This window comes from Actinoplanes sp. OR16, from assembly GCF_004001265.1.
GTDB lineage: Bacteria > Actinomycetota > Actinomycetes > Mycobacteriales > Micromonosporaceae > Actinoplanes.
The window spans coordinates 8403676-8421001 of sequence record NZ_AP019371.1 but is presented as its reverse complement, the minus strand read 5'-3'; the positions used below and the strand labels follow the sequence as shown (position 1 = coordinate 8421001).

Sequence of the window (17326 nt, the reverse complement as noted above, 5' to 3'; positions counted from 1 at the left end):
TCTCCAGTGTTAGTCATGATCAGATCCGCCCGGCCCGGCGTTCCATGGTGAGCAGCCCGACCAGGTAGGCGCCGCCGACGATGCCGGTCACCACGCCCACCGGCAGGGCGCGCGGGGTGTGCTGCGCGACCCAGTCGGCGCCGACCAGCAGCAGCGCTCCCATGGCGAGGGACGGGATCAGGTTGGGGCCGGGCGCCTTCGTCAGCTTCTTCGCCAGATGAGGGGCGATGAGCGCGACGAAGGCGACCGGTCCGGCCGCGGCCGCGGCGCAGGCCACGAGGAGGGCCGCGGTGAAGAGAGCGAGGGTACGGAGGAAGCGCACCGGCACCCCCAGCGCCGCCGCGGCGTCATCGCCCATCTCCAGGATCCTGAGGCCGGGGCCGCACGCCAGGAGCAGGATCGGCAGGGTGACGGCGAGGACGCCGAGCAGTGGCCCGGCCTGTTGCCAGTCCCGGCCGTCGAGGCTGCCGGTCAGCCAGAGCAGCGCCCGCGCGTTCTCCATCTGCACGCCACGGGTGAGCAGATAGCCGCTGATGCCGGTGAAGATGGCCGACAACCCGATGCCGACCAGGATGAAGCGGAAGCCGTGCAGGCCGTGCCGGCCGCCGATCAGCTGGATCAGCAGCGCCGCGCCGAGACCGCCGGCCACCGCGGCCAGGGAGAGCTGCGCGCTGCTGCCCCCGATGATCACCACGACGAGCGCGGCGGTGCTGGCGCCGTTGGTGATGCCGAGGACGTCCGGGCTGCCGAGCGGGTTCCGTACCAGTGATTGGAAGACCGCGCCGCCTGCCGCGAGGGCCATCCCGACCAGGATCGCGGTGATCACCCGGGGCAGGCGCAGCTCGTTGACGATGAAGTCCTGGGCGGCGGTGCCCTGGCCGAAGAGCGTCTTCACCACGTCGGCGGGCGCGATCGGGAACTCGCCGGTGCCGAGCGTGATGACCGCGATGGCGGCGGTGAGGACGACGGCGACCACGCCGACGAGGACGGCCCGGGGCCGGACGCCGACGCGGGTGCCGATCGAGTACGCCGGTTTGCCGGCGAGGGCGGTGGTCATTTGGCGGCTCGCACGAGATAGAGGAACAGGGGGCCGCCGAGGACCGCGGTGACCGTGCCGACCTGCAGTTCGCCGGGGCTGCCGAGGATCCGGCCGAGCACGTCCGAGCCGAGCAGCAGCACCGGCGCCAGCACCGCGGTGTACGGGAGCAGCCAGCGCAGGTCGGGCCCGGCGAACGGGCGGACCATGTGCGGCACGAGCAGGCCGACGAAGACGATCGGGCCGCAGGCGGCGGTGGCGCCGCCGCAGAGCAGCGTGACCGCCACGATGACCGCGGTACGGATCACCGCGGGCCGGGCGCCGAGGGCACGGGCCGCGTCGTCGCCGAGCGACAGCGCGTTCAGCGGGCGGGCCGACAGCAGCGCCACGATCAGGCCGGCCAGGAAGAACGGCAGCAGCCGGGTCACCGTGGGGAAGTCGGCGCTGGCGAGCGAGCCGGCCGTCCAGAACTTGACCTTCTCGATGGCCTGCGAGTCGGAGAGCAGGGCGGCGCTCACATAGGAGTACAGCGTGGCGTTCAGCGCGGCGCCGGCGAGGGCGAGCCGGGCCGGGGTGGCCGACCGTCCACCGCCGACGGCGTACACCATGGCGGTGACGATCGCGGCGCCGGCCAGCGCGAACCAGATGTAGCCGTAGAACGAGCCGATGCCGAGGAAGACGGCTGCCGAGGCGACGCCGGCCGAGGCGCCGGCGTTGATGCCGAGCAGACCGGGGTCGGCGAGCGGGTTGCGGGTCAGCGCCTGCATGATCGCGCCGGCCAGGCCGAGCGCCATGCCGACCATCAGGCCCAGCAGCGTCCGCGGAAGCCGCATCTCGTGGACGATCCGGTAGTACTCCGACGACGGGTCGGTGAGGCCGGACCACACCTCGCCGATGCTGAGGAACCGGGCGCCGAAACCGATGCTGAGCACCAGGACCAGGGCCAGCAGGAGGAACGAGATCAGCAGGCCGGTGAGTCGTACGGAGAAGCGTCTCCCCGGTGGTGCCGGATCAGGCTTCACCGCCTCACGGAGCCCCTGATCCGTGGGGATGTCATAGGTGGACAGTTGATGCTCCCGTCACGCTTCGGCGGATCCTGTTGACGCGCGTTCGGTTCGTTAGGTTAGCCTAACCATCCACGCGGTCGAGTGACCGGTCGTACCCATGAGAAAGACTTGAAGATGTCGTACTCGAACCTTTCTTTGTCCCGTCGTGGCCTGCTGGCCGCCGGCGGCGCCGCCGGTCTCGGCGCGCTGCTCAGCGCCTGTGGCGGCAACGAGGAGACCGGGTCCTCCTCGTCCGCCTCCGCCCCCGCCGCCGCTGCCGGCCCCTGGTCGTTCACCGACGACCAGCCCAAGGAGCTGAAGGCCGACAAGACCCCCAGCAAGATCGTCGCGTTCACCGGCACCGCCGCCGCCCTGGTCGACCTGGGTCTCCAGGACTCCATCGTCGGCGTCTTCGGCGAGACCAAGAAGGCCGACGGCACCGCCGAGGACCAGGCCGGCGACCTCGACATCAGCAAGGTCGAGATCATCGGTAACGCCTGGGGCGAGTTCTCCGTGGAGAAGTACGCGGCGCTCAGCCCCGAGCTGCTGATCACCCACATGTTCGACCCGGGCGCTTACTGGTACATCCCGGACGAGAGCAAGGACAAGATCCTCGGCCTCGCCCCGGCCGCGACCATCACCGTCGGCCGCGTCCCGCTGACCAAGCCGATCGAGCGTTACGCCGAGCTCGCCGCCTCCCTCGGCGCCGACCTCAACGCGCCGAAGGTCACCGAGGCCAAGGCCCGCTTCGAGAAGGCCGCCGCCGACCTGTCCGCCGCGGCCAAGGCGAGCGGTGGCATCAAGGTGCTCGCCGGCTCCGGCGCGGCCGACATCTTCTACGTGTCGAACCCCAAGGTGTCGTCCGACATCATGTACTTCAAGGAGCTCGGCGTCGACATCATCGTCCCGGAGAAGACCGACGGCGGTGACTACTACGAGTCGCTGAGCTGGGAGAACGCGGACAAGTACCACGCCGACATCATCTTCCTGGACGCGCGGACCGGCACCCTGCAGCCGAAGGACCTGGCCTCGAAGCCGGCCTGGAACGCGCTGCCCGCCGTCAAGGCGAACCAGGTCTTCCCGTGGCAGGCCGTCCCGATCTACTCCTGGAACGGCGCCGCCCCGCTGCTCGAGGCCCTCACCGCGGCCATCACGAAGTCCAAGAAGCTGGCCTGATGAACCGGGTCCTCGGTTCGCTGGTAGCTCTCACGCTGACGGCCGGGACCCTCGCCGCCTGCGGCTCGTCATCCTCCGATGACGACGCCGCGGTGGCCGGTTCCGGCGCCCCGGCCGGCGCCTACCCGGTCAGCGTCACCCACAAGCTCGGCACCACCACGGTGGAGAAGGCGCCGGAACGCGTCGTCGCGCTCTCCGACGCCGACGTCGACGCGGCGGTCCTGCTCGGCGTGCAGCCGGTCGGCGTCTACCAGACCGTCGCCGAGGGTGGCATCAACCCGTGGACCAAGCCCAAGCTCACCACCGAGCCCAAGCAACTGGTCCAGGGCGAGAACGGTGTGGATCCGGAGGAGGTGGCCGCGCTCAACCCGGACCTGGTCCTGGCCGGCGGCGACTACTACATCGACAACGAGTACAAGGCGCTCTCGCCGCTCGTGCCGACCACCGCCTACGAGACCGGGCCGTTCGAGGACCCGTGGCAGACCACCCTGCGCCAGGCGGCGAAGCTGCTCGGCAAGACCGGCCAGGGTGAGCAGATCATCACCGATGTGCAGGCGAAGGTGGACGGCGTCACGACGCAGTACCCGGACCTGGCAGGCAAGACCTTCACGATCTCTCAGGTGTACGAGGCGGGCACGATCGGTGTCCTCCGCTCCGACGCCGACGTGACCGTCAAGGCGTTCAACGACCTGGGCATGAAACTCGCCCCGGCCGTGGCGGCGCTGCCCGGCGACGACTTCGCCGTGACGCTCAGCCTCGAGAAGATCGCGACGATCGACGCCGACGTGGTGCTGATCTACTACACCGAGCCGCAGCTGAAGGCCGCTCTCGAAGCGAACACGCTGTTCACGAACCTGCCGGCGGTCAAGCGGGGCAGCTACATCGCCCTGGAGAGCGACGCGTTCATGGCGCTGCGCAACCCGAGCCCGCTGTCGGTGCCGTACTTCATCGACACCACGGTGCCGGACGTGGCGAAGGCGGCGGGCGCCTGATGACGGTGGCCGGGACGCGGCTGTCGTCCCGGTCCGCCGTGCTGGCCGGGCTGCTCGTGCTCGCCGTCGTGGCGGTGCTCGCCAGCCTCGGCCTCGGCGCGCAGAGTCTGCACCCCGCCGAGGTGTGGCAGGCGCTCGTGCGGCCGGACTCCTCGGACGCGGCCGCCGTGGTCCGGGAGCTGCGCGGTCCGCGTACCGTGCTCGGGGTCCTCTGTGGCGCGGCGCTCGGGGCGGCCGGAGCGCTGATGCAGGGGCACACCCGCAACCCGATCGCCGATCCCGGGCTGCTCGGCGTCTCGGCGGGCGCCTCCTTCGCCGTGGTCGCGGCGATCGCGTTCCTCGGCGTCGGCGACTTCCACCAGTACGTCTGGTTCGCGTTCGCCGGCGCCCTGGTCGCCAGCGTGGTCGTCGTCACGCTCGGCGCGGCCGGCAGCAGCGGGCCCACCCCGGTCACCCTCGCCCTGGCCGGTATGGCGCTCAGCGCGATGCTCGCCTCGTTCACCTCGTCGATCCTGATCAGCGACCCGGAGACGAACGCGGTCTTCCGGTTCTGGGTGGTCGGGTCCCTCGCCGGGCGCGACTACGCGACGGCGTGGGCGGTGCTGCCGTTCATCGCCGCCGGGCTGGTCGTCGCCGCCGTGAACGCGCCGGCCCTCAACGCGCTCGGACTGGGCGAGGATGTCGCCCGGTCGCTCGGGCAGAACGTCGCTGCCGCCCGTACCCTCGGGGTGGCCGCCATCGTCCTCCTCGCCGGCGCGGCCACCGCGGCGGTGGGCCCGCTCGCGTTCGCCGGCCTGATCGCCCCGCACATCGCCCGGGTCCTGACCGGTCCTGATCACCGCTGGCTGATCCCGTCCGCGGCGTTGCTCGGGGTGAGCCTGGTGCTGATCGCCGACGTCGCCGGGCGGCTCATCGCCAGCCCCGCCGAACTGCAGACCGGGATCGTGCTGGCGTTCATCGGCGCGCCGTTCTTCATCTGGCTGGTCCGCCGGATCCGGATGGTGCGGATATGACCTCCCTGCTGTCCCTGCCCGGCCGGCGCGTGCTCCGAGCCGGGCCGGTCTCCGCGGCCGTCCCGCTCCGGACCGTCGCGATCACCCTGCTCGCCGTCGCCGCCACGGTCGCCGCCGGGCTGGCCGCGATCGGGCACGGCGACTTCCCGATCAGCCCGTCGACGGTGTGGGAGGTCGCCACCGGCGGCGGCACCCGCATCGAACGGCACATCCTGCTCAACCTGCGGCTGCCCCGGGTGCTCTGCGGCCTGCTCGCCGGCGCGGCCCTCGCGGTCGCCGGCGCGCTCACTCAGACCTTCGCCCGCAACCCGCTCGCCAGCCCGGACGTGCTCGGCGTGACCTACGGCGCGTCGGCCGGGGCGGTGGCGGCCATCGTCCTCGGGGCCGGCTCCATTCCCTTCGCCGCCCTCGGGGGCGCCCTGATCAGCGCGGCCGGCATCTACCTGCTCGCCTGGCGGCAGGGCATCGACGGCTATCGGCTCGTGCTGATCGGGCTCGGTGCCGGCCAGCTGCTCGCCGGCATCACGTCCTACCTGCTGCTCAAGGCCGACCAGGCGGACACCACCAGGGCCAGTATCTGGCTCAGCGGGTCCCTGGCCGGGCGGGACTGGTCCCACGTACGCCCTCTGGCCCTCGCCCTTGTGGTCCTTCTTCCGGCCGCTCTCGCCGTCACGCTCGCGCTGCGGGTGCTGCAGTTCGGTGAGGACACCGCCCGGGGGCTCGGGCTGCGGCTGCAGAGCGCGCAACTCGCCGTCGTCGTCGTAGCCGCCGCTCTGGCCGCCGCCGCTGTCGCCGCCGCCGGGCCGATCGAGTTCGTGGCGTTCGTGGTTCCCCAGATCGCGGTGCGGCTCTGCGGTGGCAGCCGTCCGCCGCTGATCGCGTCGGCGGTGCTCGGCGCCTTCCTGGTGGTCGGCTGCGACCTGCTCGCCAGGATCGTGATCGCGCCGGAGGAGCTGCCGGTCGGCCTGCTGACGGCGATGGTCGGCACTCCCTATCTCTTGTGGTTGCTGGTACGACGTTCCCGGAGGATCAGCGGGTGAGTTCCCGGTTGAGCGGTGTCAACCTCGATTTGGCGTACGGGGATACCGAAGTCACGAAAAATCTGGACATATCACTGGAGAGTGGCCAGATCACCGTGATCATCGGCCCGAACGGCTGCGGCAAGTCCACGGTCCTCCGCGCCCTCGGCCGGCTCCTGAAACCGACCGGCGGCCAGGTCCTGCTCGACGGCAAGCAGATCGACAAGCTTCCGACCAGGGAGGTCGCCCGGGTCCTCGGTGTGCTCCCGCAGTCGCCGACCGCGCCGGACGGCCTGACCGTCGCCGACCTGGTGATGCGCGGCCGCCACCCGCACCAGACCTGGTTCCGCCAGTGGTCCGGCGATGACGAGGAGCTGGTCGCCGACGCGCTGCGCTGGACCGGCATGCTCGACTTCGCCGCCCGCCCGGTCGACGCCCTCTCGGGTGGGCAGCGGCAGCGGGCGTGGATCAGCATGGCCCTGGCCCAGGGCACCGACCTGCTGCTGCTCGACGAGCCGACCACCTTCCTCGACCTGGCCCACCAGATCGACGTGCTCGACCTGGTCCGCCGGCTGCACCGGGAGAAGGGCCGGACCGTCGTGATGGTCCTGCACGACCTCTCCCTCGCGGCCCGCTACGCCGACGTCCTGATCGCCATGAAGGACGGCCGGATCGCCGCCACCGGCACGCCGGAGGAGGTACTCACGCCGGCGCTTCTCGACGAGGTGTTCGGCCTGCGAGCGATGGTGGTCCCGGACCCGGCCACCGGCACTCCGCTGGTCATCCCGCTGCCCCAGGATCACTGATCAGGTCGCGCCCGCCCCGCCCTTCTCGCCCGTAGGTTCAGGGACGGTCCTTCTTGGGCAGGGTTCGGACCACCGCTTCGTACGAGGCGTCCACCGCTTCGATGATCTCCTCGTCCGGGATGGCGCCCCCGAATCGGAGCGTGTTCCACCCGTGCCGCCCGATGTAGGCGCTCGCGGACGCGTCCTCCGGGTACCTCGCCAGCCACTCGTCGGCGGCGTCCCGGCCCTTGCCGCACTTGACGCCGACGGTCTCGCTCTTCACCGGATCCCCGACGAACGCGAAGATCTTGGCCCCGACCTTCACGACCACATCGCCCTCCCAGGGTTCGTCCTGCCAGGCGCCGGGCTTCGCGAGGCAGAGTCTCAGCAGCTCAGATGCGTTCATGACACCGGTTGTCCTCCATATAGATGTGACTTTCTTTGCAAAAAGGACAAAAACTACTTTACGGTCTAAGGCATGTCGAGTGACCGCCCCATCTTCGTCGTCGGCTGCCCCAGGTCCGGTACGACGATGCTCCAACTGATGCTGCACGCCCACCCGCGGATCGCGCTGCCTCCGGAGAGCCGCTTCCTGCTGCCCGCCTACGAGCGCCGGCACGAATACGGCGACCTCAGCGCCCCGTCGCAGCGCCGCGCCCTCGCCGAGTGGATCGTCGCGTCCCCGCACTTCGACGACCTCGGACTGGCCGGCCCCGAGGTGGTCGAGGCGGTCGTCGCGGCGCCGCCCACCCTCGGCTCCGCCTTCGGGACGATCTTCAAGATGTACGCCCAGCGCTTCGGCAAGCCCCGGTGGGGTGACAAGCGGCCGTCCTACCTGCGCAACCTGCCGATCATCCTCCGGCTGTTCCCGGACGCGCAGATCATCAACATCCTGCGCGACGGCCGGGACTGCGTGGCCTCGCTCAAGGAGACGCCGTGGGGTCCCGCCGACTTCGGCAAACTCGTCGACACCTGGGCCCGGTCGGCGGACGCCTCGATGCGGGCGGCCCGCGACTACCCGGCCGACGTCTACCACCAGGTGCGCTACGAGGACCTCTGCGCCGACCCCGCCCCTCATCTGCAGGGGATCTGCGCGTTCCTCGGTGAGGAGTACGACCCGGCGATGGCCCGCCCGTCGGCGATGGCGAAGGTGGCCGTCCCGGAGTACAAGACCTGGCACTCCCTCACCCACTCCGACGTGACGACGGCCCGGGTGGCCAGCTGGCAGCGGCGCCTCACCGCCGACGAGATCGAACGCTGCGAGTCCGTCTTCGGCGACCGCCTGACCCGTCTCGGCTACCAGCTCTCCACGACCGCGCACCGCACGCCGCGTGCCCGGGCCACCCGCACCTGGCTGGCCATGCGCGACCGCCTGGGCCCGGCCCGCCTCCGCGCCGGCGACGTCCGCGGAAGCCTCCGCAGCCGAACCCGGGGCCCCGCCCTCCCCGCCCGCCTCTCCGCACCGTCCCAGCCGTCCGCCCGCTGACCCGGCCGCACAAGAGAGCGACAATCCGGGCGTCGACTCGGTGCCGGCGTGTGGCCGGGCGGGTCCGGTTGTTCGGGCGTCGACTCGGCGCGGGCGTGCGGCCGGGCGGGCGTGCGGGCGTGCGGGCGTGCGGCCGGGCGGGTCCGGCTGTGACTCATGGCTGTCGTTCAGCCCTCAGGACAGCGATGGGTCACAGCCGGACCTGCCGGCTGTGGTTCATGGCTGTCGGCCGGCCTGTGGGACAGCGATGGGTCACAGCCGGACCTGCCCGGCTGTGGTTCATGGCTGTTGTTCGGCCCTCGGGACAGCGATGGGTCACAGCCGGACCTGCCCGGCTGTGGTTCATGGCTGTCGGCCGGCCTGTGGGGCAGCAATGGGTCACAGCCGCGGAGTGCCTGCGCGGTGATCGTGGACCGAGGGCGGGTGACACGATGCGCTGGTCGTCGCCGTGCGGCAGGCTCGCCTGATGCGGGGCGCCGGCCACGTGCCCGTGCTGATCGACCTACGAGGGAAGTCCCATGCACTCGACCGCAACGACTACGTGTGCCTGCGGCTGCGCGAGGAGCAGGACGCGGCCGGCGGCCACACTCGCCGAGCGCCTCCTGTACAAGAGGTGAGACCGGGCACCGGCCCCTTACAACCGGTGCCCGGAGTTCATCAGGAGGCGCGCAGGCGGTTGCGCAGCAGGGCGCCCGACTCGGTGAGGGAGCCGGTGCCGGCGAAGGCGCCGGCGTTGCAGGTGCCCGGCTTGAAGGCGGCGCTGCCCTCGCTCGCGTCGGAGTACGTCCAGTTCGCGTAGCCGATCTTCAAGCGGTCGAGCAGGTCGAACCACGCGTTGCTGCCGGCCACGTCGACGGCGCCGTCACCGGTGTAGGTGACGGTGCCGAACTCGGTGACGAACAGCGGGATCGAGGCGGCGGCCCGCTCCACCTCGGCGCGGTAGTTGTCCTTGTGCGACGCGGCGTAGTAGTGGAACGCGTACATCACGTTCGACGCGTTCACCGGGTTGCTCACGATCTCGGACGACGACGAGCCCTCGGAGACGCCGAGCGACGACCAGCCGCGGCTGCCGACGATCACGACGGCGTCCGGGTCGTTCGCGCGGATCACCGGGATGACCTGCTCGGCGTAGTTCTTGATCTGGGCCCAGCTCACGCCGTTCGGCTCGTTCGCGATCTCGTAGATCACGTTCTTCTTCGCGGCGTTGCGCGCGGAGACCTCGCGGAAGAAGGTCTTGGCGCGGTCCAGGTTGTAGTTGGGGTCGCCCGGCGTGAGGATGTGGAAGTCGACGAGCGCGTAGAGGCCGCGTGCGGTGGCCTTGTCGACGAGGTTGTTGACCTGCGCTGTGAAGCCGCTCGGGTTGGTCTCGTAGCCGCCCTCCTGGACGTACATGGAGATCCGGAGGAGGTCGGCGTTCCAGTCGTTCGCGAGGACGTCGAGCGAGGCGTCGGTGTAGCAGCTGGGGAACCACTGCAGACCGTGCGTGCTCATGCCCTTCAGCTGGACCACGCCGCCGTGCTCGTTGCACAGCTTGGTCCCGCAGACCCGCAGGTTCCCGTTGACCTCCACGGGGGTGCCCGACGAGGGCTGCGAGGTGGACGGCGACGGGGATGACGACACGGAGGCGGACGGGGAGGGAGAGACGGTTCCCGTGCACGACTTGCCGTTGACCAGGCAGGACGTGGGACGACCGGAACCGCTGGCGATGAAGCCGAAGTTCGTGGCGGACCCGGCCGCGATCGTCGCGTTCCATCCGGCCGGCGTGAACGTGTAGGTCGAGCCGGAGACGGTCATCGTCGTGTTCCAGGCCTGGCCCACAGTGGTGCCGGCGGGTAGCGTCAGCTCCACCTTCCAGGTGTTGATCGCCGACGACGTGTCGTTCGTGACCGTCACCTGCCCCTGGTAACCGTTGCTCCAGGAGTTCGACACGGTGAAGGTGGCGGTCTCGGCGCCGGCCGGCAGCGCGAAGAACGCGGTGCCCGACGCGAGGGCCACGGCGAACGCCGTGGCCAGGATGAGCTTCGCTCTGCGTTTCACAGTTGCACCTCGGGGGAGGGGATCGGGGATTGGGAGCGCTCCCAAGGACCACGACTCTAACCCGGGCATCGAGGTGTGTAAAACGGGCGATGCCCGGCCGCCGGGCGACCGGGCATCGCGATCAGCTCTCCAGGGCCACCGGGACAGGCGCGATGTCGAGCCGGACCGCCGTGCCGGGGGCCAGCGCGGGAAGCTGTCCACTCGGCACCTGAGCGACGACGAGCTGATCGCCGACGGCGACCGTGACGCGGCTGGTGGGCCCGAGGAAGCTGGCCGTGAGGACCCTCGCGGGAGAAGAGGCGTCGGGAGAGACGGCAACGGACTCCGGCCGGACCAGGGCGGTCACCGCGGCGTCCCCGGTGTGCGGCGTGACCAGCGGGAGCCGCGCCCCGAGCACCGAGACCACGTCGCCGGTGACCGTTCCCGGCAGGCGGTTGCTCAGGCCCACGAAGTCGGCCACGAACGCGGTCGCCGGCCTCAGGTAGACCTCGGCCGGCGCCGCCAGCTGCTCCAGCCTGCCGGCCCGCATGACGCCCACCCGGTCGGCGACCGCGAGCGCCTCCTCCTGGTCGTGCGTCACGAAGAGCGTCGTGGTGCCGACCTCGGTCTGGATGCGGCGGATCTCGTCACGGAGCTGTACCCGTACCTTGGCATCGAGGGCCGAGAGCGGCTCATCCAGAAGAAGCACCTGGGGTTCGATGGCCAGGGCGCGCGCCAGCGCGACCCGCTGCTGCTGCCCGCCGGAGAGCTGGTGCGGGAAGCGCTTGGCGAACGATGCGAGACCGACGAGTTCCAGCATCTCCGACGCCTTCGCGGAAGCATCTCGAGAACCCCGGAGGCGCAGGCCGAACTCCACGTTGCGCTGGGCGTCCAGGTGCGGGAAGAGGCTGTACGCCTGGAACACCATCCCCATGCCCCGTTTGTTGGCGCCCAGGGCCGTGACGTCCTTCCCGCCCACCAGGACCCGTCCCGCGTCGGCGTCGTCGAGGCCGGCGAGGATCCGCAGCGCGGTGGTCTTGCCGCAGCCGGACGGGCCGAGCAGGGCGATCAGCTCACCCGGCTCGATCTTCAGATCCAGGTCGTCGAGGGCGTGCGTCGCGCCGAAGGTCCGGCGCAACCCCTCCAGGTGCACTGCTACGCCGGTCATGACTTCTCCTTGGCGGTACGACGGTCGCCGAACAGGGATAGAACGATCAGCAGCACGAACGCCAGCAGCAGGGCGGCGAGCGACACCGCGACCGACATGGTGGCGCTGCTCTTGCCGAGGTAGTCGATGGCGACCTGCAGGTTGGTGCGGTGCAGCAGGGACGCGATGGTGAACTCGCCGAGCACCAGCGCCACGGTGAGGAACGCCGCGGAGAGTACCGCCGAGCGGATGTTCGGCAGCACCACCCGCCAGATCACCGTCGTCCACCCGGACCCGAGGCTGCGGGCCGCCTCGGCGAGCGTCTTCACGTCGATCGCCGAGAGTCCGGCGTCGATCGCCCGGTAGGCGTAGGGCAGGACGAGGATCGTGTACGCGAAGACCAGGGTCAGCGAGGAGCCGCCGAGGAAGTAGTTGACCCACGCGTACACCGGGGCCAGGCCCACCACCAGCACGATCGCCGGGATGGTGAGCGGCAGCAGGCAGAGGAACTCGACCAGCGGACGCAGCTTCGGCAGCCGCAGCCGGACCCAGATCGCGGTCGGCACGAGCAGCACCAGCATGAGCAGGGAGGTGAGCGCCGCCTGGAACAGCGAGGCCACGATGCCGTTCGCGAGGTCCGGGTAGGTGCTGCTCAGCTCCGGCCAGTTCACCAGCAGCGGCCAGGTCTTCGCGTCCCGGGTGCTGAACTCCACCATGGCCGCGAGGGGGAGCAGGAAGAACGTTCCCAGTACGAGGAACACGCACCAGCGGAAGAGGCGCTGCCGGCGAGCGCGCTTGACGGCTAACCCAGCCACTTCGCCGTCCTTCGCTGCAGGAGGGAGTAGAGCGTCATCACGACCGCCACGACGATCACCATGCCGAGCGCCATCGCCTTGCCGAGGTTCGCCTGTCCGAGGACGACCTCGCTGGTCAGGGCGCCGCGGATCTGCAGCGGCACGATCGGGCTGCCCTGGCTGACCAGGGCCGCCGCCGTCGCGTACGCGGAGAAGGCGTTGGCGAACAGCAGCAGCGTCGAGCCGAGGAAGGCCGGCGCGAGCAGGGGACCGGCGACCCGGGTCCAGTACTGCCAGGTGGTCCCGCCGAGACTCTCGGCCGCCTCACGCCACTGCGGGCGGATGCCGTCGAGGGCGGGCAGGAAGACGATCACCATGAGCGGGATCTGGAAGTACGTGTAGACGAGTGTCAGCCCGGGGAGTTCGAAGAGCCACACGCCGCCGGCGTACAGATCGATGCCGTGCTCGGACAGCCAGAGGGTGAGGAAGCCGGAGAGGCCGATCGTCGCCAGGAAGGCGAAGGCCAGGGTGACGCCGCCGAACTGGGCGAGCACGCCGGCGGCGGCGGTGACCACCCGGCGCAGCACGCCGTCGGAGCGGGCGGTGACCAGGGCGTAGGCGAGGACGGCGCCGAGGATCGCGCCGATCAGCGCGCTCATCGCGGAGAGCGCGATGCTGCGGCCGAAGGCTTCCACGATGTACGCGTCGCCGAGCGAGCCGACGTTGGCGAGGGTGAATCCGCCGTCGTCCGACGCGAACGCGCCGATCACCACGACCAGCGTCGGGATGATCAGGAAGATCGTCACGTAGGCGAAGAACGGCACCGTCCCGAGCAGTGCGGCGCCCCGCAGGCGCGGCCGGGTGGCCACGCGCTGCGGAGCGGCCGAGGCGATCTCAGCCAATTGCCTTGGCCCAGTTCGCGGTCAGGTACTCCTTCGCCGCGGTGTTCTGCGCCTCGGTCGGGATCACCGGGGTGCCGGCGACCTCGGGCAGGGCGGCGAACGCCGTCGCGTCGATGGTGCCGGCCTTCTGCATGGCCTCGGCGCGGACCGGGCGGGCGCCGCCCTTGAGCCACAGGTTCTGGCCCTCGTCGGAGTAGAGGAACTCCTGCCACAGGCGGGCGGCGGCCGGGTGCGGGGCGTCCTTGCTGATCGCCTGGGCGTAGTACGAGCCCAGGACGGCGTTCGGCGGCAGGAAGACCTTCCAGGTCGGGGTCTTCGTGGACTGCGCGGCGTTCAGGTAGTCCCAGTCGAAGACGACGGGGGTCTGGCCGGACTCGATGGTGGCCGAGGTCGGGTCGACCGGCAGGAAGTTGCCGGCCTTCTTGAGCCGGCTGAAGAAGTCGACGCCGGGCTTGATGTCCTCAGCGGTGCCGCCGTTCGCGATCGACGCCATCTGCACGCCGCCGAACGCCGCGCCGGCCTGGGTCGGGTCGCCGTTGAGCGCGACCTTGCCCTTGTACTCGGCCTTCAGCAGGTCGGCCACGCTGGTCGGGGCCGGGACCTTGGCGCTGTCGTAGCCGATCGACATGTAGCCGCCGTAGTCGTTGACGTAGGCGCCGTTCGCCTCCTTGAGGTCCGCCGGGATCTCGTCGAAGGTCGACACCTTGTACGGCGCGAACAGCGCGGTGTTGGCGGTCGCCACCGACATGCCGAGGTCGAACACGTCCGGCGCGCTGTCCTGGCCCTTGAGCTGCGTCGCGGCGTTGATCTCGTCCTGGCTGGAGCCGTCCGGCTGCGCCGAGTTGACCTTGATGCCGTACTTGTCGCCGAACGCCTTGATGATCTCGCCGTAGTTCGCCCAGTCCGGTGGCAGGGCGATCACGTTGAGCGCGCCCTCCTTCTTCGCCTCGGTGACCAGGGCGTCCAGTCCGCCCAGGTCGGCCGCGCTGGTGGCGGTGGCCGCGCCGCTCGACGAGGACTCGGATTCGGACTCGGGCGGCGAGCACGCGGCGGTCAGCGAGATCATGGTCGCGGCCGTCAGGGTCACCGCGGCCGAGCGGGAAAGCTTGCGCACTGTTGTTCCTCCTTCTGCGGCACCGGGATCCGATGCGCGCTGGGTGGATCATGAGAGTGCTGGGTTGAGGGGAGGAGTACGGCAGGAAGCCGTCCGGCGACATTTGCCCGGGGCAGGGTTTCCGCCGTCTGAACCGGACTCTCCCACGTGGCCGTCGTGATCGAAAGTGATCTCTTGTTACAGAACCGGCTCGTTGTGACCGCCGTCTCGTGCTGGCATGATTCGGCCGGTGATCCACAATGGCGTCTCACCCGGCCGGCTCGCGGCTCTGCTCGGGGCCGCCGGCATCGCCGTGCACCTCGCGCTCGCCGGCGAGCACCTCGGGCACGCCCCGGCGGCCCTCGCCGGCCTCGCCGTGCTGGCCCTGGTCTGCCTGCCCTGCGGCCTGCGGCTGTGGCAGCGGCCCGCGGACCGGGCGGCCTGGATCAGCCTGCTCGCGATCAGCGGCCTGATGACGCTGCTGCACCTGGGCATGCGGCCGCAGGGGGCGATGCTGGTCACGGTGCTGGCGGTGCCGATCGCGCAGTTGCTGCTCGGCCTCGGGACTCTGGTCAGGCGGCGACCGGCCGTGCCCGATCCGTCGCGAGTTTGACGGCCATCACGCCGAGGACCGTGCCCATCAGGTAGCGCTGGGCCCGCAGCCACGCCGGCCGGCGGCTCAGGAAGACCGCGATGCTGCCGGCGGCCAGGATGATCAGCAGGTTCACCGCCATGCTGACGAGCAGCTGCACCCCGCCCAGCAGGAAGCCCTGCACCATCACGTGACCGGCGTCCGGATGGACGAACTGCGGGATCAGGGACAGGTACATGACGGCGGCCTTCGGATTGAGCAGATTGGTCAGCAGTCCCATGGCGAACAGCCGCCGATCGTCGTCGTACGCCATCCCCTTGATCTGAAAAACCGACGCGCCACCCGGCTTGAGCGCCTTCCAGGCCAGCCACCCGAGGTAGGCGGCGCCGGCCAGCTTGATCGTCAGGTAGAGCTCCGGCACCGCGACGAAGAGCACCGACAGCCCCAGGTTGGTGGCGGTCAGGTAGATCAGGAAGCCGAGCGCCACGCCGCCGAGGGAGACCAGGCCGGCCCGTCGTCCCTGGGTGATGCTGCGGGAGACCAGGTACATCATGTTCGGCCCGGGCGTGAGGACCATGCCGAGCGCGACGGCGGAGACGGCGAGGACCGCGGAGATCGAAACCACCCTCCGAGCCTGCCGGACCGCGGCGCGACACCGCGAGAACCAATTCCGGGTGTCTGGACCGCCTCTTGACGGCGAAGCGATCGATCGACATAGTCCGTATCCATGAATGTGACGTTGTTCCGTTCTTGGAAACAGCGGGCCGCGGCGATCTCGGCTGCCGTCCTCGCTGTCACGTTTGCCGCGGCTCCGGCCCAGGCCGCGACCACGGCGGTCGCCAGCTACACGACGACGATCAACGGCGACAGCGCCGACGTCTACTACCCGACGTCCGGCACCCGGTTGCCGGTGGCGCTCTTCCTGCAGGGCGCGAACGTCGACAAGGCGAACTACTCCACCTATGCGTCGACGGTCGCCTCGTACGGCTTCGTCGTCGCCGTCCCCAACCACACCCGATCCCTGTTCGGCGTCAGCGGCCTCTACCCCGAGGGCGCGCAGGCCGGCTGGGCCGTCGACTGGGCCGAGGCCGAGGACGACAACCCGGCATCCCCGCTCTACCGCCGTATCGACGAGAACGAGCTGGTGCTGGCCGGCCACTCGTTCGGCGCGGCCACCGCCCTGAGCATCAGCGCGGGCCTCTGCGTCATCCCGTTCTGCGCGATCGCCAACATCGCGCCGAGCGAGCTCGAAGCGGTCGTCACGTACGGCGGCAACAACGTGCTCTACGGCACCGACCTGGTGCTGCCGGTGCTCAACACGGTGCCGGTCGGCTACATCCAGGGCACCGCCGACGGAGTGGCCACCACCGCCGAGGGGCAGACCACCTACAACCTGACGGCCGGCACGCCGAAGGCGTTCATCCAGGTCGCCGGGGCCAACCACTACGGCATCACGAACGGCCAGAACCCGGCCGGCGCGCTGCCCGACGCCTCCGCGCAGACGCTGAACCAGGCGGTCGGCGTCGAGACGGTCGCCCGCTGGTCGGCGCAGTGGCTGCTCGCCCAGACCGGCGACAGCGCGGCGAAGAAGTACGTCTACACGACCGGTGACGCCGCCGACCCGAACGTCACCGTCACCTTTGTGAAGTAGAACCTCAGGTGCGGCCGCGCCGGCCGCGTCTCACCCCCTGCGGTACGGGCATCGGCGCCACGAGGTCATCCGGCCACGTGGCCCGCACCGCACCATGTGCCTCCCACTCCGCGGCCATCTCGGCCAGGGTGGTGACGGCCTCGGCCACCTGAGCCTCCGACCACGGGCAGTCGGTGCCGTCGAACGAGACCCAGGCCTCCCGGACCAGCGCCGGCGCCCGGCCGGCCTCGTCCTCCTCGATCGCCCGGTGGATCACGCCGGCGATCAGCTCGGCCATCGTGAGATCACGCCTGTGGGCGTCCAGCAGGCGCCTGCTGCGTTGCGCGGCGTCGTGCCGGGGCTTCCCGCTCACCAGCCGCATGTTGTCGAAGACCCCGCCCGCCGCGATCGCCCCGAACACCCCGGCGGTCAGGCCGAGGGCGCGCTCGGTGGCGAAGTGCGCGAGATCATGAGGAACCCGATGTTTCCGGTCGTAGCCGGGGAGCTGAAGGACGACCCCGTCGCCGCGGTGCACCGTGGCGACGGTCGAACCGGTACCGCTGTGCGCGAACAAGACCAACATCGCTTGATGGTTACAT

18 protein-coding genes are annotated in these 17326 nt (G+C 70.5%); 8 read left to right on the top strand and 10 right to left on the bottom strand.

Going from position 1 to position 17326, the window contains the following annotated elements; translation table 11 throughout:
* Window positions 1–19: 19 nt before the first annotated feature.
* Together EP757_RS38795 and EP757_RS38790 are read right to left on the bottom strand one after the other, a co-directional pair.
* Window positions 20–1057 carry an iron chelate uptake ABC transporter family permease subunit gene (locus EP757_RS38795; protein WP_127553310.1) on the bottom strand — a complete coding sequence of 346 codons (1038 nt, stop codon included), beginning with the start codon at window positions 1055–1057 and terminating at the stop codon, window positions 20–22.
* The gene (locus EP757_RS38790; protein ID WP_370457883.1) at window positions 1054–2004 is read right to left on the bottom strand and encodes a FecCD family ABC transporter permease; all 951 of its coding nucleotides are present in this window, start codon (window positions 2002–2004) and stop codon (window positions 1054–1056) included. The genes EP757_RS38795 and EP757_RS38790 overlap by 4 nt, the downstream gene beginning before the upstream one ends.
* Before the next feature lie 213 nt (window positions 2005–2217).
* On the opposite strand from EP757_RS38790, the gene EP757_RS38785 reads away from it, so the two are divergent.
* Genes EP757_RS38785 through EP757_RS38765 form a run of 5 tightly spaced genes read left to right on the top strand, consistent with a single transcriptional unit; the run spans window position 2218 to window position 7088 of the window.
* On the top strand, window positions 2218–3258 hold the full coding sequence (locus EP757_RS38785) for an ABC transporter substrate-binding protein (protein WP_127553309.1): 1041 nt from the start codon (window positions 2218–2220) through the stop codon (window positions 3256–3258).
* Window positions 3258–4250, top strand: a complete 993-nt coding sequence (locus EP757_RS38780; protein WP_127553308.1) for an iron-siderophore ABC transporter substrate-binding protein — start codon at window positions 3258–3260, stop codon at window positions 4248–4250. Before EP757_RS38785 ends, EP757_RS38780 begins: the two co-directional genes overlap by 1 nt.
* Window positions 4250–5263, top strand: coding sequence for an iron ABC transporter permease (locus EP757_RS38775; RefSeq protein WP_127553307.1), 1014 nt, complete (start codon window positions 4250–4252; stop codon window positions 5261–5263). Before EP757_RS38780 ends, EP757_RS38775 begins: the two co-directional genes overlap by 1 nt.
* On the top strand, window positions 5260–6303 hold the full coding sequence (locus EP757_RS38770) for an iron chelate uptake ABC transporter family permease subunit (protein ID WP_127553306.1): 1044 nt from the start codon (window positions 5260–5262) through the stop codon (window positions 6301–6303). The genes EP757_RS38775 and EP757_RS38770 overlap by 4 nt, the downstream gene beginning before the upstream one ends.
* Complete coding sequence (locus EP757_RS38765) at window positions 6300–7088, top strand: ABC transporter ATP-binding protein (RefSeq protein WP_127553305.1); 789 nt, start codon at window positions 6300–6302, stop codon at window positions 7086–7088. The genes EP757_RS38770 and EP757_RS38765 overlap by 4 nt, the downstream gene beginning before the upstream one ends.
* Before the next feature lie 37 nt (window positions 7089–7125).
* On the opposite strand, the gene EP757_RS38760 is transcribed toward EP757_RS38765, so the two are convergent.
* Window positions 7126–7473 (bottom strand): MmcQ/YjbR family DNA-binding protein, encoded by a 348-nt coding sequence (locus EP757_RS38760; RefSeq protein WP_127553304.1) that lies wholly within the window; start codon window positions 7471–7473, stop codon window positions 7126–7128.
* A 72-nt stretch (window positions 7474–7545) separates the two neighbouring features.
* On the opposite strand from EP757_RS38760, the gene EP757_RS38755 reads away from it, so the two are divergent.
* Window positions 7546–8553, top strand: a complete 1008-nt coding sequence (locus EP757_RS38755) for a sulfotransferase (protein ID WP_127553303.1) — start codon at window positions 7546–7548, stop codon at window positions 8551–8553.
* 657 nt (window positions 8554–9210) lie between these two features.
* Here EP757_RS38755 and EP757_RS38750 read toward each other — a convergent pair.
* The 5 genes from EP757_RS38750 to EP757_RS38730 form a co-directional block, all read right to left on the bottom strand.
* Entirely contained in the window at window positions 9211–10590 is a 1380-nt protein-coding gene (locus tag EP757_RS38750; protein ID WP_232050233.1) for a cellulase family glycosylhydrolase, read from the bottom strand.
* Window positions 10591–10711: 121 nt separating this feature from the next.
* Window positions 10712–11737: an ABC transporter ATP-binding protein gene (locus tag EP757_RS38745; protein ID WP_127553301.1), complete on the bottom strand. Its 1026-nt coding sequence runs from the start codon at window positions 11735–11737 to the stop codon at window positions 10712–10714.
* Window positions 11734–12531 carry an ABC transporter permease gene (locus tag EP757_RS38740; protein WP_232050232.1) on the bottom strand — a complete coding sequence of 266 codons (798 nt, stop codon included), beginning with the start codon at window positions 12529–12531 and terminating at the stop codon, window positions 11734–11736. Before EP757_RS38740 ends, EP757_RS38745 begins: the two co-directional genes overlap by 4 nt.
* Window positions 12519–13412, bottom strand: coding sequence for an ABC transporter permease subunit (locus tag EP757_RS38735; RefSeq protein ID WP_174262491.1), 894 nt, complete (start codon window positions 13410–13412; stop codon window positions 12519–12521). Before EP757_RS38735 ends, EP757_RS38740 begins: the two co-directional genes overlap by 13 nt.
* On the bottom strand, window positions 13405–14526 hold the full coding sequence (locus EP757_RS38730) for an ABC transporter substrate-binding protein (protein WP_232050231.1): 1122 nt from the start codon (window positions 14524–14526) through the stop codon (window positions 13405–13407). Before EP757_RS38730 ends, EP757_RS38735 begins: the two co-directional genes overlap by 8 nt.
* Window positions 14527–14755: 229 nt before the next feature.
* Here EP757_RS38730 and EP757_RS38725 point away from each other — a divergent pair, with 229 nt between their 5' ends.
* Window positions 14756–15118 (top strand): hypothetical protein, encoded by a 363-nt coding sequence (locus EP757_RS38725; protein ID WP_127553300.1) that lies wholly within the window; start codon window positions 14756–14758, stop codon window positions 15116–15118.
* Here EP757_RS38725 and EP757_RS38720 read toward each other — a convergent pair.
* A complete protein-coding gene (locus tag EP757_RS38720; protein WP_127553299.1) occupies window positions 15078–15722 on the bottom strand; it encodes a LysE family translocator in 645 nt (214 codons plus the stop codon). The two genes, EP757_RS38725 and EP757_RS38720, sit on opposite strands and share 41 nt — an antisense overlap.
* Window positions 15723–15824: 102 nt before the next feature.
* Here EP757_RS38720 and EP757_RS38715 point away from each other — a divergent pair, with 102 nt between their 5' ends.
* The gene (locus tag EP757_RS38715; protein WP_127553298.1) at window positions 15825–16748 is read left to right on the top strand and encodes a hypothetical protein; all 924 of its coding nucleotides are present in this window, start codon (window positions 15825–15827) and stop codon (window positions 16746–16748) included.
* A gap of 4 nt (window positions 16749–16752) precedes the next feature.
* On the opposite strand, the gene EP757_RS38710 is transcribed toward EP757_RS38715, so the two are convergent.
* Window positions 16753–17310 carry a hypothetical protein gene (locus tag EP757_RS38710; protein WP_127553297.1) on the bottom strand — a complete coding sequence of 186 codons (558 nt, stop codon included), beginning with the start codon at window positions 17308–17310 and terminating at the stop codon, window positions 16753–16755.
* Window positions 17311–17326: the final 16 nt, after the last annotated feature.

Coding starts and splice junctions, on each gene's coding strand:
- EP757_RS38795 (WP_127553310.1), bottom strand. CDS start 1,057: ATGACCACCGCCCTCGCCGGCAAACCGGCGTACTCGATCGGCACCCGC.
- EP757_RS38785 (WP_127553309.1), top strand. CDS start 2,218: ATGTCGTACTCGAACCTTTCTTTGTCCCGTCGTGGCCTGCTGGCCGCC.
- EP757_RS38780 (WP_127553308.1), top strand. CDS start 3,258: ATGAACCGGGTCCTCGGTTCGCTGGTAGCTCTCACGCTGACGGCCGGG.
- EP757_RS38775 (WP_127553307.1), top strand. CDS start 4,250: ATGACGGTGGCCGGGACGCGGCTGTCGTCCCGGTCCGCCGTGCTGGCC.
- EP757_RS38770 (WP_127553306.1), top strand. CDS start 5,260: ATGACCTCCCTGCTGTCCCTGCCCGGCCGGCGCGTGCTCCGAGCCGGG.
- EP757_RS38760 (WP_127553304.1), bottom strand. CDS start 7,473: ATGAACGCATCTGAGCTGCTGAGACTCTGCCTCGCGAAGCCCGGCGCC.
- EP757_RS38755 (WP_127553303.1), top strand. CDS start 7,546: ATGTCGAGTGACCGCCCCATCTTCGTCGTCGGCTGCCCCAGGTCCGGT.
- EP757_RS38745 (WP_127553301.1), bottom strand. CDS start 11,737: ATGACCGGCGTAGCAGTGCACCTGGAGGGGTTGCGCCGGACCTTCGGC.
- EP757_RS38715 (WP_127553298.1), top strand. CDS start 15,825: ATGAATGTGACGTTGTTCCGTTCTTGGAAACAGCGGGCCGCGGCGATC.
- EP757_RS38710 (WP_127553297.1), bottom strand. CDS start 17,310: ATGTTGGTCTTGTTCGCGCACAGCGGTACCGGTTCGACCGTCGCCACG.